Origin of the sequence: Lentzea nigeriaca, assembly GCF_016907955.1 — a bacterium.
In the GTDB taxonomy this organism is placed as follows: Bacteria; Actinomycetota; Actinomycetes; order Mycobacteriales; family Pseudonocardiaceae; genus Lentzea; species Lentzea nigeriaca.
The window spans coordinates 40,390-54,389 of sequence record NZ_JAFBCX010000004.1 but is presented as its reverse complement, the minus strand read 5'-3'; the positions used below and the strand labels follow the sequence as shown (position 1 = coordinate 54,389).

At 67.3% G+C, this 14,000-nt stretch carries 16 protein-coding genes; 10 read left to right on the top strand and 6 right to left on the bottom strand.

The features are described from left to right. Nucleotides 1-12: 12 nt before the first annotated feature. Nucleotides 13-138 carry a hypothetical protein gene (locus tag JOD27_RS46025; protein ID WP_275591689.1) on the bottom strand — a complete coding sequence of 42 codons (126 nt, stop codon included), beginning with the start codon at nt 136-138 and terminating at the stop codon, nt 13-15. A 187-nt stretch (nt 139-325) separates the two neighbouring features. Here JOD27_RS46025 and JOD27_RS14745 point away from each other — a divergent pair, with 187 nt between their 5' ends. After that, complete coding sequence (locus JOD27_RS14745) at nt 326-769, top strand: hypothetical protein (protein WP_204762814.1); 444 nt, start codon at nt 326-328, stop codon at nt 767-769. A gap of 71 nt (nt 770-840) precedes the next feature. Here JOD27_RS14745 and JOD27_RS14740 read toward each other — a convergent pair whose 3' ends face one another. Next, a complete protein-coding gene (locus tag JOD27_RS14740; RefSeq protein WP_204762813.1) occupies nt 841-1,521 on the bottom strand; it encodes a hypothetical protein in 681 nt (226 codons plus the stop codon). A gap of 162 nt (nt 1,522-1,683) precedes the next feature. Here JOD27_RS14740 and JOD27_RS14735 point away from each other — a divergent pair, with 162 nt between their 5' ends. From JOD27_RS14735 to JOD27_RS14710, 6 genes are all read left to right on the top strand, one after another. Next, a complete protein-coding gene (locus tag JOD27_RS14735) occupies nt 1,684-2,076 on the top strand; it encodes a hypothetical protein (protein ID WP_204762812.1) in 393 nt (130 codons plus the stop codon). 308 nt (nt 2,077-2,384) lie between these two features. After that, nucleotides 2,385-2,951 (top strand): hypothetical protein, encoded by a 567-nt coding sequence (locus JOD27_RS14730; protein WP_204762811.1) that lies wholly within the window; start codon nt 2,385-2,387, stop codon nt 2,949-2,951. Nucleotides 2,952-3,126: 175 nt separating this feature from the next. Beyond that, the gene (locus tag JOD27_RS14725) at nt 3,127-3,915 is read left to right on the top strand and encodes a response regulator transcription factor (protein WP_204762810.1); all 789 of its coding nucleotides are present in this window, start codon (nt 3,127-3,129) and stop codon (nt 3,913-3,915) included. A 31-nt stretch (nt 3,916-3,946) separates the two neighbouring features. Further along, nucleotides 3,947-4,288 carry a hypothetical protein gene (locus JOD27_RS14720; protein ID WP_204762809.1) on the top strand — a complete coding sequence of 114 codons (342 nt, stop codon included), beginning with the start codon at nt 3,947-3,949 and terminating at the stop codon, nt 4,286-4,288. 174 nt (nt 4,289-4,462) lie between these two features. Next, the gene (locus JOD27_RS14715) at nt 4,463-5,215 is read left to right on the top strand and encodes an RNA polymerase sigma factor (protein ID WP_204762808.1); all 753 of its coding nucleotides are present in this window, start codon (nt 4,463-4,465) and stop codon (nt 5,213-5,215) included. 273 nt (nt 5,216-5,488) lie between these two features. Continuing rightward, nucleotides 5,489-6,247 carry a PAS domain-containing protein gene (locus JOD27_RS14710; protein WP_204762807.1) on the top strand — a complete coding sequence of 253 codons (759 nt, stop codon included), beginning with the start codon at nt 5,489-5,491 and terminating at the stop codon, nt 6,245-6,247. Between the two features lies 1 nt (nt 6,248). Here the strand turns inward: JOD27_RS14710 and JOD27_RS14705 are convergent, their stop codons facing one another. The 4 genes from JOD27_RS14705 to JOD27_RS14690 form a co-directional block, all read right to left on the bottom strand. Beyond that, nucleotides 6,249-6,875 (bottom strand): hypothetical protein, encoded by a 627-nt coding sequence (locus JOD27_RS14705; RefSeq protein ID WP_204762806.1) that lies wholly within the window; start codon nt 6,873-6,875, stop codon nt 6,249-6,251. Between the two features lie 110 nt (nt 6,876-6,985). Further along, the gene (locus JOD27_RS14700) at nt 6,986-7,579 is read right to left on the bottom strand and encodes an arsenate reductase/protein-tyrosine-phosphatase family protein (RefSeq protein ID WP_204762805.1); all 594 of its coding nucleotides are present in this window, start codon (nt 7,577-7,579) and stop codon (nt 6,986-6,988) included. Next, entirely contained in the window at nt 7,576-8,259 is a 684-nt protein-coding gene (locus JOD27_RS14695) for an LCP family protein (protein WP_204762804.1), read from the bottom strand. Before JOD27_RS14695 ends, JOD27_RS14700 begins: the two co-directional genes overlap by 4 nt. A gap of 116 nt (nt 8,260-8,375) precedes the next feature. After that, a complete protein-coding gene (locus tag JOD27_RS14690; protein ID WP_204762803.1) occupies nt 8,376-9,770 on the bottom strand; it encodes a tyrosine-protein kinase domain-containing protein in 1,395 nt (464 codons plus the stop codon). Between the two features lie 246 nt (nt 9,771-10,016). Here JOD27_RS14690 and JOD27_RS14685 point away from each other — a divergent pair, with 246 nt between their 5' ends. The 3 genes from JOD27_RS14685 to JOD27_RS14675 are packed head-to-tail and all read left to right on the top strand — an operon-like array spanning nt 10,017 to nt 13,998. Continuing rightward, nucleotides 10,017-11,780, top strand: coding sequence for a nucleoside-diphosphate sugar epimerase/dehydratase (locus tag JOD27_RS14685; RefSeq protein ID WP_204762802.1), 1,764 nt, complete (start codon nt 10,017-10,019; stop codon nt 11,778-11,780). Then, nucleotides 11,777-12,727, top strand: coding sequence for an NAD-dependent epimerase/dehydratase family protein (locus JOD27_RS14680; RefSeq protein WP_204762801.1), 951 nt, complete (start codon nt 11,777-11,779; stop codon nt 12,725-12,727). The genes JOD27_RS14685 and JOD27_RS14680 overlap by 4 nt, the downstream gene beginning before the upstream one ends. Continuing rightward, nucleotides 12,724-13,998: a nucleotide sugar dehydrogenase gene (locus tag JOD27_RS14675; protein WP_204762800.1), complete on the top strand. Its 1,275-nt coding sequence runs from the start codon at nt 12,724-12,726 to the stop codon at nt 13,996-13,998. Before JOD27_RS14680 ends, JOD27_RS14675 begins: the two co-directional genes overlap by 4 nt. Nucleotides 13,999-14,000: the final 2 nt, after the last annotated feature.

Sequence of the window (14,000 nt, the reverse complement as noted above, 5' to 3'; positions counted from 1 at the left end):
ACGGCGAGGTGATCAGCGGTTGCCGAGTAGCTCCCAGTAGATCCACACGTCGGAGCGGCCGCCGATGATGTTGTCGTTGGCCCACGTGAGGTCCGGGCCACCGGACCGCAGCACGTCGAATCGGGTGCCGTGGTGCACCTGGCACGGCGACCCCGCTCTGGCACGTCACGATTGTTCGTGTCGGAGGATTTGCACGACACAGAGGGTATGATGTGGATCACTCGGCCGTGCGATGTGGCGAAGTTCTCAGAAGAAGCGAATTGCTCGCCGAAGGCGCCCTGCTACGTTCTGGCCGATTTGTCTTCCAGAAAAGAAGCGAGTGTGCATGTCGACATTTTTTCGCCGCGCCCTGATGCTTTCCGTCGGGTTCGTGACGCTCCTCGGGCTGGTGTCCGTGCCTGCGCAGGCCGCGGTCTCGTGCTCCGGCACGATCACCGCCCGGAAGTACATCGGCTACGCCGAGCTGGTCATCTACTACAACTCCAGCAACGGTGGCACGAACAGCGCGTGCCTGAACCACCTGGGCGATTCCTACGGTGTGTCCCGGCCGACCTCGGTGCAGATCTTCCGCTGTGCTGAAAAGAGCGGCCAGGGGCAGGAATGCACGGTCACGGCCAGCTCGCGAAGGGATTCCGACTCCTATGCCTACTACGCCGGCCCGGTCGGCGTGACGGGAACCGCGAATTACTGCGTCGCGGCGTCGGGGTCGATTCTTTGGGATGGCGAGACGCGGTACGTCAACACGGGTCGCCAGGGCTGCCCCAACTGATTCGAGCTCGTGAGTGGCGATGGTTCCGCCCTCGCCACTCACGGGGCTGTGCCACCCGTCGGCCACGGTGGTCAGTTTCTCAGGTCGACCTGCCAGATCTGCTGTTCGGGGCGCCGCAGGATCTTCAGGCCGCCGACCATCCGCACCTGCAGATGTCCTGCCGCACCCGTGGTGACGGTGCTCACCTCACCGACCGGACCGGCTGTGCCGAACAAGCGGATCTGCTGCCCCACGGTGAGCGCCGCCGTCGGGACGCGTCGCGTGTTGACGGCTCGCGAGGCCGGTCGCCACCTCATGCCCAGCTTCCAGGCCAGGTAGCCGATCGGTGGCGCGACGACCGGTACGAGGGGTGCCACCGACACCAGGGGCACGGCGGCGGAGAACGCGATCAGCGCCGCCAGGAAGCCGGAGGGGATCGGCATGTTCCCGAGTTGCACCCAGCCGGTCGTGCGCACCGTGCCGTCGGGGAGGAGGCCGCGCGGCGTGGTGCCGTCGGGCAGCCGCACGGCCGGAGCCTTCTCGGTCCGTGCGGTGGGTTCGTCATCAGTGGACAGGTGGAGTGATGTGTTGTGCACCTGGATGCGGTGTCCGCACGTTGTGCAGACGAGGCACATGCCGGACGGTGCGTCGGCGTCCGGCCACACCCGCAGGGCACCGTGCCCGGCGGGACAGCGGTGGGCGGACGAACTGCGCTGGAACATGTGCAGTGCTCGGGCCTCGGCGCTGTCCATCCGATTGTCGTCGCCGCTCATGAGTTGCTCCCGACGAGTGAGTCCTTCTGGGTAACCGCGCACGTGCCCAGTCCGCCGGTGAGATCCATGCAGGACTGTCCATTTCGGAGGGATGTGCCGGAGGTGTCGTTGCGGCGCGGCTGAGCCTCGACGGCAGGTGTCGGCGGGGCTGGGGGCGGCGTCGTGGTGGTCGTTGCGAAGGTGCTCGGTCCGGCGGTGTGCGAAGCAGGAGAAGCAGGAGAGTCGGAAGAAGCAGGAGAAGCAGGAGCCGTGGTGCTCGGCGTGATCGGGACTGCCTGGAGGGCGGGTGTCACCGGATCGGCCGGGGCGAGTGAAGCCGGCGGCCTCACCGGGCTCACCGGGCTCACCGGGCTCACCGGGCTCACCCGGTTCACCGGGTTCACCGGGTTCACCGGTGACAGAGGAGCGAGCGCGATGCTCGAGGCGTGGTCCGACCCCGGTGGTATGGGCACAGGCACCAGCGCCATTGGCGCGAGCAGCGCGCCGCCGAGCACGGGCAGCAGGCGGGCCCAGTTCGGGATACCCCACCACATGCGCAGGAAAGCCGGTGGCTGATCGGGTAGCTGAGTCAAGATCACTCCATTAGGGACCGTGGGGCTGTTTTGCCACCTGTGGCATCGATCGCGGCGTGCTCCAGCGGTGTTATCGAGTCTGGAGACGATCACCCTCTTGAGGGAGGCAGATCCACTGTGGACGGCCGCCCGTCGCACGATCAGGTGAGGACGGCTGAGAGTCCGCAATCAGAGATGCCCGATGCGGTCAGAGGGAGTCGAGAGTTCACCGCGCAACGGGTGGAGGCCCGCTCGATGACCGATTCCCGTTCTGTCCTTGTGACGGTCGGCCGTTGGTGGGTGCCGTCGGCGATGGCCTTCGTCGTGGCCCTGACGGTCACGTTGGCCGCGCTCCGCGGGACGGATCACGACGTGGTCGTGACCGTGGACGACGGGATCGACACCGTCACCGAGAATCTCCCGGCCACCTACCGGGTCAGCGTCCACAACAACACCGGCCAGCGGCTCGACCAGCTCGAGGTGACGCTGACGACGCCGTCGTCGCTCGTGCTCGGACGGACGGGCAGCGCCTCGGCGCAGGGGGCCACCGAGACGAAGTGGCTCGTCGACGTCGCCGCGGGTGCGACCGCACAGGTCGAGCTGGATGTGGTCGCGGGAGCGGTCTCCATGGGGTCGGAGATCACGGTGATCGCCTGTGCCTCGGCTGTGGGCCTGTCGTCGACCTGTGGGGCCGATGTCGACCGCGCGGCGACCGCGGTGAAAGCCGAGAGCGGTGCGCCGTGGTGGGCCACGCTGACGATGTGGTGGCAGTTTCTGCTGGTCGCACCGGGCCTGCTGCCGTTCGTGCTGGTGGGGTTCGCGGTGTGCCGGCCGCGCGGGCGACGAGGCGAAGCACACGACCGGAGTGAGTCGTCGTGACCGCGTGGCGGTTGCTGGGTAGCGTGTGCACCGCGGGATTCGGCGTGTGGCAATGTTGCGGGTGCCGAGGCGAGCGATATGCGATTGGGTGTCATCCCCACGATCACGGTGCCGAGCCCCAAGCGCGGTGCGGAACAACTGGCCCCACATCTCGCAGAGCCACTCGAATGAGTGAATGCGCTCGGTGGTGTCCAGTGTGTCGGTGAGCGAACGGCAGGGGCATGCGACGCGTTCGAGCACTCGGCGTTTTCGAACAGAACATCGATCAGGGACTGAGCAAATGGGTGCAGGTTCGGAAGAAGAGATACCGCCGGCCGGAGACGGCGGCGCGCGCCCGCTTCGAATCGCGCTGGTGGAATCGCTGCCGTTGCTGAGACGCGGTGTGCAGACGGTCATCTCGGCGTATCCCGGTCTGGAGTGGGTCGATGCGGTGAGCAGCACGCGCGACACCATCGACCTGTGCGAGTCGGCGCGTCCCGACGTCGTTCTCGTCAGTTCCGCCAGCGACCCCGGCTGGCACCGCTGCCAGTTGCTGACTCGCCTGTTCAGGGACATCACCGTGGTGGCACTGCTCGGCCGGGAGGCCCGCACGCCGGAAGGCATCGCGATGGCTCGAATCAACGGTGCCCGAGCGCTGGTGCCACTGGATGCTGATCCTGACCGGCTGGTGAAGGCCATCACCGTGGGCGCGACAGTCGGGCACCACATCGATTCGGCCCTCGCGGTCTTCGCCACCTCGATGGAAGGCGCGCGTGCGGCGGGTGGAAAGTCGTTGTCGCGCCGGGAGTTCGAGGTGCTGCAGCTCATCTCGGAAGGCCGCACGGCGGTGCAGATCGCGTTGCGGCTCCAGATCACCGCCGAGACCGCGCGCACACATGTCAGTCACATCCTGCGAAAGCTCGACGCCAGGGACCGTGCGCACGCCGTGGCGCGGGCCTACGAGCTGTCGTTCCTGCCGAAGTGATCTCTGGGGCCGGGTCTCGAGGAGGTCGTGGATGTTTCGTCGCCATCGCGAAGCATGGTTGTCGTCAATGCTGGTCCGGGCGTTCCTACGGGCACGTGATCGTCGTTTGTGGACGGTGCGCTGTCGTGACCAGCGCGGCAGGAACGCCACCACCGTGGTGGGGCTGACCGAGGAGTGCGTGATCGTGGAGAGTGCCGACCACGAGACGATTCACCTGTCCGAGGCACAGGTGGAGCGCTTGCGGGTAGCGCTCCGTGCAGCCGTCATCAGCCTGGGCAAGCTGGATGACGACACCTGCGCAAGCCGGGCTCACGCGATTCCCGTGCAGCGTTCGAGCGGGCTCCCTCGCGAAGCTGATCACTCTAACGGGTGAGAAAATGCCCAAATTTGGGGATGCCTGGCAATGTTTAGACCGCGTGATCGTGCACTTGTCGGGCGACAAATTAGCCGATTCGGAGCGTTGCCTTCCCTGCGGCAACTGCTCGTTGTAGCTTCGTAACCCACACGTGGGGGCGAGGAGAGGAATCAGAAACCTTAGGCAGGTGAAATGACTGACGAAGTCGAGGACATCGACGCCGATCTCGTGCGGGCAGTGCGCGCGGGAGACCGAGAGGCTTTCGTCCAGCTCTACCGCAGGAATTTCGCGCATGCGTACGGACTTGCGTGCAAACTGATCGGCACGTCGCAGGGCGCCGACGATCTGGTCTCCGACGCGTTTGTCAAGGTGTTCAACCGGATTGTCGCGGGCGGCGGTCCGACGGAGGCGTTCCGCGCCTACCTGCTGACCACGGTTCGCACCACCTTCTACAAGCAGGTGGCGCGCGACCGGATGTTCGACCGGCGCGTGGAGGTGACCGAGCTCCTGCTGCCGGCCGAGGAGAACGATCCGGTCACCGAAGGGCTGGACGCCCAGCTCGCGAGCCGAGCTCTCGACAGTCTGCCCGTGCGTTGGCGGTCCGTGCTGGTCCTGCTCGAGTTGGATCGGCTCAGCACGTCAGCGGTAGCGGACGTGCTCGGGATGCGGCCGAACGCGGTCGCCGCATTGGCTTTCCGTGCCCGCGAGGGACTCCGGCTGGCCTACGTGCAGATGCACGTGAAGGCGGCGGCCGAGGAGACGTGTCGGGAGGCGGTCGGCAACCTGGCCGCGCTGCTGGCCGGCCGTAAGGGACGCACCGTCCGGCAGCGTGTGCGCGACCATCTGGCGCTCTGTGACAACTGCACGGGTGCTGCTCGTGAGGTGACCGATCTCCTGGCGCAACTCGGCCGCTCGGTGCCTCCGGACGACCGGCTCGTGGCCTGATCATCGGACGTTTGGCAGAGTAGGGGCATTCGGACATATTGCGCGGCGTGCCTGGCTGTCACTCGAACGGGTTAACGCACATCAGTGGTGAAGTGCGTACTTGTCGAGTTTGGCCAGAATTTTGTTGACCGTCAGTTACTGAGACGTTAGCCAAAGCGGGGCTAGTATCACATTTTGATGGAAAGTTTCCTCCCGATGAGGTGGGCGTTCGCTGCGGACCGTAGTCTTTGCGTGGCTCCACGGCGGTTTACTCGGGTAAGGGGCGAGATTGTCTTGGCTAACGAACTGCGTTTGCAGCAGGTCGTCGACCTGATGCAGGAACCTGCATTGGTGTGGAAACCGATCCAGCGCGAGGATCCCTCGGATGTCGTGGATTATCGCGTGGAAATGTGCAACAGGTCCGCCGGGGATTTTCTCGGGGTCGACGACGCTGCCGGCCTGACAGTCGGGCAACTCCTGCCGGAGGACACGGCCGTGCTGCTACGCAGGCTGCTCACGCAGGCCTCCCGGTCCGATGAACCCGTCGAGCTCGTTGCGGCGGCGCCTGATCCGCTCACGGATCTCGCACGGACGCCCAGTGTGTCCGTGCGCATCACACATGTGGACGACTTCGTGTTGTGCACCTGGTTGCCGGGTTGGCTGACCGGCGCCGGTGCGGGCGAGCAGTGGGCGACCGCGGGCGACGGCTTCTCGACCGCGGACCGGCTCGAGTTCGCGGACGCCGTCGACGCCGTGGCGGATGCCGGAGTCGGAGTGTTCTCCCTCAACCTCATGAGCGGCAGGCTGATGCTGTCCAGTGGCCTGCACCGGATCTTCGGCGAGGGATCGGACCCGCAGACGGGCCTCGAGTCGGCGATCTCGGGCGTGACCCAGTGGCAGGCACTGCTGCGGCGAGGAGAGCCGATGGACGTCGAGGTGCGACTGGCTCCGGAGCACGGTGGCCATCGGGTCCGGGTCGTCGGCAGGGTGGCCTGCGCGGCCGACGGGCTCCCTGCCGTGGTGCGGGGGTGCTGTCAGGTGCTGGAGTCGTGAGCTAACCCGGTTCCGGTGCACCCGGCGGCTCCGGCGAGCACCTCCGGCACCAGGGAGAACCGGCGTGATGGTTGCGCTGCAGCAACCACTGTTCGAGCTCCCCCTCGGTGATTCGCCGGCTCACCCTTGTCTCCTCCCACAGCACGGCCATGATCCGGTCCACGTCTCCGTTCAGCGGTCCGTGCCAGGCCGCGTACGTGTGTACGTCCGTGCCGGGGTGCCCAGGTCCTCGAACCGGTGGCGCGACCGCGCAGTCCCACCTGTGCACCGTGCCGTTGTCGAGCAGGTACGGGTGCGTCTCCGGCGTCATGCTCCGCTGTTGCCGCTGCCATCGCTCGTAGGCGTCCCGGTGCCGGCGGAGCACCTCCGGGTAGGCCGGGGTGGCGAGGTCGCACCAGTAGCAGCAGTCGCTGTTCCACCGCGACACCTCGCGTACGAGCTCGGCGGCTCGCTCGGCACTGATGTCGCCGTCGGCGACCCGGTCGAGCAGCCACCGCACCGCCGTGGAGTCGAGCAACCACCGTTCCGTGCCGTCGGCCACTTCTCCGGTCTGCAGGGCCCACACCTGGGTGACGTACTGATGACCGCCCACCTCCAGGCTCAGCGACAGCGGTACGACCCTGGCCACATGTGCTCCTCGGAGAAAGGCCGTGCATGCCTGCGGGCGATCGGCTCGTCTCCGTATCGCCGGTGAGGCCCCGTGCGCAACACAAAGCCTGTCACAATCGGGTCGATCGCTCAGGCATCGAACATCACGGTGACCATCTGATGGAGCGCGGCGCCGATCATGTCCGTGCTCAGGTTGTGAGCGTTGCGTGATCGACCGTACGGATCCGGCACCGCGTCGGCGGTCCTGTCCACCCACGGGACGTAGGCGCGGCGCATTGCCGCGGTCGAGACCGCCGCGCGTGCACGGAGCACGGGATCATTCCCGGTGCGGCGCAGCGATACCGGTTCCAGCAGGCGGACGAACTCACGGAGGCAGAAGGTCGAGTGCAGCAGCGCGGGGTGTGTGGAGACCACCTCCGCGCGGTGTTCGCGATCCGCCGTCAGCACCAGGTCGGCCAAGGTCAGCATGTTCAGATCGAGATTGCGGGCGATGTGCGTCTCGCCGGACACCCGGTCCAGGCCCCACCTGGGCAGCTGCTCGCGCGTCAGGGAGTGCATCGCCGCTCCGGTCATGGCCTGAGTTCCCGCGCTCGAGACGGTGAAGCGCATGAACTGGTCGCGTGGCAGCCGTTGTGCGAGCAGGTGCCGGGTCAGCAACTCGGCGAACGGCGAGCGGCAGATGTTGCCGGTGCACACGAACAGGATGCGAAAGTCCTTCCTCACCGCGGCCTGCCCTTGAGGTAGCGCTCGATCTGGTTCTGGCGCAACGCCTCCCACAGCCGGCCGGCGCGTTCTCCGTCCGGCGCCGTCACGAACGTGACGGCCGAGGGGGCCAACTCCCTCAGCGCGAAGGCGAGTGACTGCAGGGCGTCGGAGGTGAGGAGGTCGTCGACTTGGACGTACCTGCGCACCGTGCCGGCGAAGTCCTGCGCCTGGCTCGGGCTGCTCAGCATTCCTCTCGAAACAACCTTGGCGATCAGCATCCGCAGCGTCTCCTGCTGCCGCTCGACGGGATCGGCGATGCCGGGATCGACGCGGTCGATTCCACCCACTGCCCGCGTCAGCGCCCTGAAACCAGGGGGATCGGTCACAGCGAAGTGATCCACCCGTACTCCGGTGAGCGTCTCCACGGTGCGGACCATCAGCGCGGGGCCGCCGAGCGCGGACACCGCACCCATTCTGGCCATGCCGTGTCCGGGAACCGCGACCCAGCTGCCGGGTGGGATGGACACGACCGTGGCCGCGTCGAGGCCGGGCGACAGCCGGACGAGCATGATCACGTCACTGCGGCCGGAAAACGGAGCGGAATCCGTGCTCGCCAGCACGAACGTCATGCCGTCCGTCCGCCGGGGTGGGCGGTGCGCCGCGTCGAATGAGGTGAAGGCCGATGGTGACTGTGGCATCTCTCCTCTTTCGTAGGTGCCGACCGTGCACAATCCGCAGACGGTCAGGCACAGGGCGAACGCGAATGCCCACGCCAGCCGTGTCTTTCTCGGCCGGCGCCCCGGCATGGGGGTGATCATGGTCGGAACTCCTGGTGGGCGGGGGATCGAGGGATGGGCGCGGTCTCCGGCTCGTCGGCGCGGTGGTACCGGTAGCCCTCGCCGAGACGGGCCCTCGGTGTCATCGTCATGACCGTGCCGAGCAGTCGTGCCGACACGGCTTCGAGGGCGGCGACGGATTCCTTGACCTGTTGTTTCGTGGCCTTGGCGTGCCGCACGACCAGGATCGCGCCGTCGCATCGGCTGGCCAGGATCGCGCCGTCGGTGACAGGCAGCAGCGGCGGTGTGTCCACGAGGACGACGTCGAAGCGGTCCGCCAGCAGATCGAGCACTTCCACGACGTGTCGCGAGGCGAGCAGTTCGCTGGGGTTGGGCGGGACCGGGCCGCTCGCGAGCACGCTCATGCCGCGGTGACCGTACGGTTGGATCGCTTCCGTGAGCGACGCGTGCCCGATCAGCACGCTGGTCAGGCCGACAGCGGACTCCAGGCCCAGGTAGTCGCCGATACGTGGCAGGCGGAAGTCGGCGTCGACCACCACCACGGTCCTGCCCGCTTCGGCGAGGGTGATGGCCAGATCGCAGGTCAGCGTGGACTTGCCCTCCTCGGGCAGCGAACTGGTGATGACGATCGTGCGGGCAGGGTGGTCGACGTCGACGAACTGGAGGTTGGTCCGTATCCGCCGCAGTGACTCGGCCCGTGCCGACGCGGCGTGCGGGAAGGTGATGACCGGGCGTTCTGCCGCGCGTGGATCGAAGGCGATGGTGCCCAGTGACGGAGCGGTGATCAGATCCTGGAGCATCTCCACGGACCGGATCGACGTGTCGAGCGTGTTGCGCACGAGTGCCGCACCGACACCGGCAGCGAGCCCGATCAGCACACCGAGCACGATGTTGCTCACCGGCCGGGGAGACACCGGAGTGTTCGGCAGTCTCGCGGTTTCGACCACCTTCACCGTGACGGCGGGCTGACCACCGTCGGTAGGCGTTTCCAGCTGTGCGACGAGCAGGCTGAACGCTTCAGCCGCCGCGTCGGCCAGGTCCTGCGCCCGCTTCGGCGACGGATCGGCGGCGGTGATCGTCAGCAGCACCGTGCCCGGCTGGACGTCGGCTCGGATCGAGTCCGGTCCCGGAGCGAGCCCTCTTCGTTCGACGTCCTCACGGATACGCCCGCTCGTGACCAGCCGCGTGTACGACTTGACCTTCTGCTGCGACATGAGGCTGCCCTGGTAGGCCTGAGCCGCGTCGCTCTCACCGTTCATGTCCTGCGCCGAGACGAACATCGTCACGTTGGCCTCGTAGAGAGGAGTGACCGCCCAGGTGGCCGCCGCCGCTGTGGCGACACCGAGTGCGAGGCCCGCTGTGACGACCCGCCAGCGTTCGCGGATCAGCAGGAGATAGCCGCGCAGAGACACGGGTTCCCTTCGAGGTCGGATCAGAATTTGCCCCGGGATGACCGCTGAATTGTGCCAAGACTTCCTGGTCGCGCAAGCGGGTAACACTTTCGGGTAGTCGCGAGTAATGGACCACCACCTCGGCGGTCTGACCACACCAAGTGCTGGTGTGCGAAGGTGGGAATGAGGTGTGACCCTGTGCCCTCGACCGGTCTGGGATTCCGGTTTCTCCTGTGTGGAATAGATGCCTCCGCGTGGATCTTCTCAATGGCAGCAGTTACCTGGTTCCGCTACGCGTTGGAAGCGACACACATCGAGGGAATGCGGTTCGTTCGGTTCACGCTGATCGTTCTCGTCATTGCGGCGGTGGTCGGGCTCGCGGCACGCCTGTACAGCGGGCGTTACCCGGCGGGCAGTCTCGAGGAGGCGGTGCGGCTGGCCTGGGTCGCCGTCATCACCGGTGCGTTCGCCGTCCTCGTCGACGTGTGCTGGGCGGCTCCGCCCGTACCCCGATCCGTACCGCTGACGTCCGCGTTCGTCGCGTTGTTCCTGTCGTGGTCGGGACGCGGCATGCTCCGGTGGAGTCACGAGCGCTGGGCGTCGCCGGAACGGGCGTCTGCCCGGCGAGTGGTCATCCTGGGCGCGGGTGTCACGGGGGAGCAACTCGTCCGGTCGATGCTGAGCGACCCCACGAGCGGCTATCTCCCCGTCGCGCTCCTCGACGACGACCCGGCGAAGCAGACGCTGCGCATCCGCGGCGTGCCGGTGAGCGGCACGAGGAAGGACGTGGTGGCGGTCGCCTCGCGCACGGGCGCCACGTTGATCGTCGTAGCGCTGCGCGAACCTGACCCGGCTGTGTTGCGGGAGATGTCCGACACCGCGCGGCAGGCTGGTCTCGGCCTGCAGGTGCTGCCGTCGCTGGACGAGCTGCTCCGCTCCAGGGTCGGTGTCGCGGATCTCCGCGAACTCGACCTCGCCGCGCTGCTCGGCAGACAGCAGGTCCACACCGGTGCCGACACGGCGGGTGAGCACCTCGCGGGCAAGCGGGTCCTCGTCACGGGAGCGGGCGGGTCCGTCGGAGCGGAGCTGTGCCGCCAGATTCACCGCTTCGGGCCCACGCAGCTGTTCATGCTCGATCGCGACGAGTCGGCGCTGCACGCCGTGCGGTTGTCGATCTACGGCGAGGCCATGCTCGACTCCCCGGACGTCGTGCTCGCCGACATCCGGGACGCCGAGGCCATGCGGGTCGTCTTCGCCCGTTGCCAACCGGACGTGGTCTTTCACGCCGCGGCGCTCAAGCATCTCACCGCTCTCGAGCAGTACCCGCTCGAAGCGTGGAAGACCAATGTGCTCGGGACGTACTACGTGCTCGAGGCTTCGCGGGCGGCGGGCGTGAACACGTTCGTCAACATCTCCACGGACAAGGCGGCGAACCCCACGAGCGTGCTCGGCAGCTCCAAGCGGGTCGGTGAGCGGCTCACGGCCGACGCGGCGACGCGTTCCGACGGCAAGTACCTGTCGGTGCGGTTCGGCAACGTCTTCGGCAGCCGGGGTTCGGTGCTCAGCACCTTCACCGAGCAGCTGGCACAGGGCCGTCCGATCACCGTCACGCACCCCGAGGTGAGCCGCTTCTTCATGACCATCCCGGAGGCGGTGCAGCTCGTGCTCCAGGCGGTCGCGATCGGCCGCTCCGGGGAGGCCCTGCTGCTCGACATGGGGGAGCAGCTGCGGATCGCCGACGTCGCCCGCCAGCTGATGGAGGTCTCCGGCAAGTGCGCGCCGATCGTCTACACAGGACTGCGCGAAGGGGAGAAACTGCACGAGGAGCTGTTCGGGCCGGGCGAACTCGACCAGCGGCCGTCGCATCCGGCCATCTCGCAGGTCGCCGTCCCGCCGCTCGATCCGGCCTACCTGCTGTCGCTCGCGGTGGACCACGGCGAGATCGAGGCGATGACGGAGTGCGCGACCGGTGTCGTCCCGGTACCGCGCCCCGCCGACACCGCCCGCAGCGACGCGAGCGTGACGTCGTGAAGGTCGTCGTGACCGGTGGCGCCGGGTTCATCGGTGCCAACCTCTGCCGGGAACTCGTGCGCCGAGGAACTCACGTGACCGTGCTCGACGACCTCAGCACCAGCCTGCGAAGCAATCTCGACGGGATCGACGTCGATCTGCGGGTGGGGTCGGTGCTCGACCGGGACGCGGTGGCGGACGCGTGCAGCGGCGCGGACTCGGTGGTGCATCTCGCGGCGATTCCGTCCGTGCCGCGGTCGTTGCTGGACCCGCGGCGCAGTCACGACGTCAACGTGACGGGAACGCTGGAAGTGCTGGAGGGCGCCAAAACCGCGGGTGCGCATGTCGTGCTCGCTTCGTCCAGTTCCGTGTACGGACATAACCCCGTGCTGCCGAAGGCCGAGGGCATGGTGTGCCGGCCCGTGAGCCCGTACGCGTCGAGCAAGCTCGCGGCGGAGCTGTACGCGTTGTCGTTCCAGCACTGCTACGACCTGCCGTGCGCAGTGTTCCGCTTCTTCAACGTGTTCGGACCGCTTCAACAGCCTGCGCATCCGTACGCGGCCGTCGTTCCCGCGTTCACCTGGGCGGCCCTGCGCGGAGAGCCGCTCGTGGTGTTCGGGGACGGGGAACAGACCCGGGACTTCACGTTCGTCGGCTCGGTCGTGGACGTGCTGGCCGACTGCGTCACGCGGGCCTTCAGCTGTGCCCACCCGGTCAACCTCGCGTTCGGTACCCGTACCAGCCTCAACGATCTGATCACCATGCTGTCCGCGTTGCTGGGCCGGACGCTCGACGTGGTGCACCGTCCTGCGCGCATCGGTGACGTACGGCACTCACAGGCGTCCGGGGACACGCTGCGCGAGCTTTTCCCCTCGGTGCAACCAGTTCCCTTGGAGGAAGCCCTGCGCAGGACCATCGAGTGGATGAAGCGGCTGGTCGCCTCGGAGACGTCGAGGTCGACCACATGACCGCGGTGTGTGGCCAGGACAGGCTCGTGGTCATCGGCCAGGGATACGTGGGTCTGCTGATCGCGATGCGGGCGGTGGAGACCGGGTTTTCGGTGGTGGGGATCGATCTCGACGCCGGGCGCGTCTCGTCCTTGCGGGAAGCGCGGTCCTACGTGACCGACGTGTCGGACGGTGATCTTGCCGCGGCGCTGGAGAGCGGGCGCTACCTCCCGTCCCAGTCCTATGCGGACGCGCAGGGCTTCGATGCGGCGATCATCGCGGTGCAGACCCCGTTGACCCACGGAACGCCTGATCTCAGCTTCGTCGAGTCGGCTGCTGCCTCCATCGCGCCGCACATCCGCCGCGGCGCGCTCGTGGTCCTGGAGTCCACCACGTTTCCGGGCACCACCGAGGAACTGCTCGTTCCCCTGCTGGAGGAGGGCAGCAGGCTCGTCGCGGGCGAGGACTTCGCTGTCGGCTACAGCCCGGAACGCATCGACCCCGGCAACACCCGATGGACCTTGGCCAACACACCCAAAGTGATCTCCGGCGTCAATCGGTCCTCCCTGCGAGCGGTCGACGCGCTGTACTCACGGCTGGTCAGCACGACCGTGGCGGTGTCGTCGACCAAGGAAGCCGAGTTCGCCAAACTGCTGGAGAACACCTTCCGGCACGTCAACATCGCGCTGGTCAACGAGATCGCCATGTTCGCGCGGTTGCTCGACGTCGACGTGTGGAAGGCGATCGACGCCGCATCGACGAAACCCTTCGGCTACATGCGGTTCACGCCGGGCCCCGGCGTCGGCGGGCACTGCCTGCCGGTCGACCCCGCCTATCTGGCCTGGCGGGTGCGTAACGAGCTGCAGAGGCGGTTCCGCTTCGTCGAGCTGGCCAACGAGATCAACGAAACCATGCCGGACTACGTGGTGAAGCGGATCTGTGCCGCGCTCTCCCGGCGTGGGAAAGCCTTGGCGGACAGTGTCGTCCTGCTGCTCGGCATCGCGTACAAGGCCAACACCGGTGACGTTCGCGGGTCACCCGCGCTGCGCATCGCCGAACTGCTCGTGACGCTCGGCGCGCGGATCGAGGTGGTGGACTCCCACGTCGAGCCGCATCGCTGTCCGTCGGGCGTGAAACCGATCGAACTGTCGGAGGACGCTCTGAAGCTCGCCGACATCGTCGTCCTGCTCGCCGACCACGACGACGTCGACTACCTCCTCGTCGAGAGGGCGGCGGGCTGCGTGCTCGACACCCGGCATCGGCTCACCGCGGCGCACGTGGAGTACCTGTGACG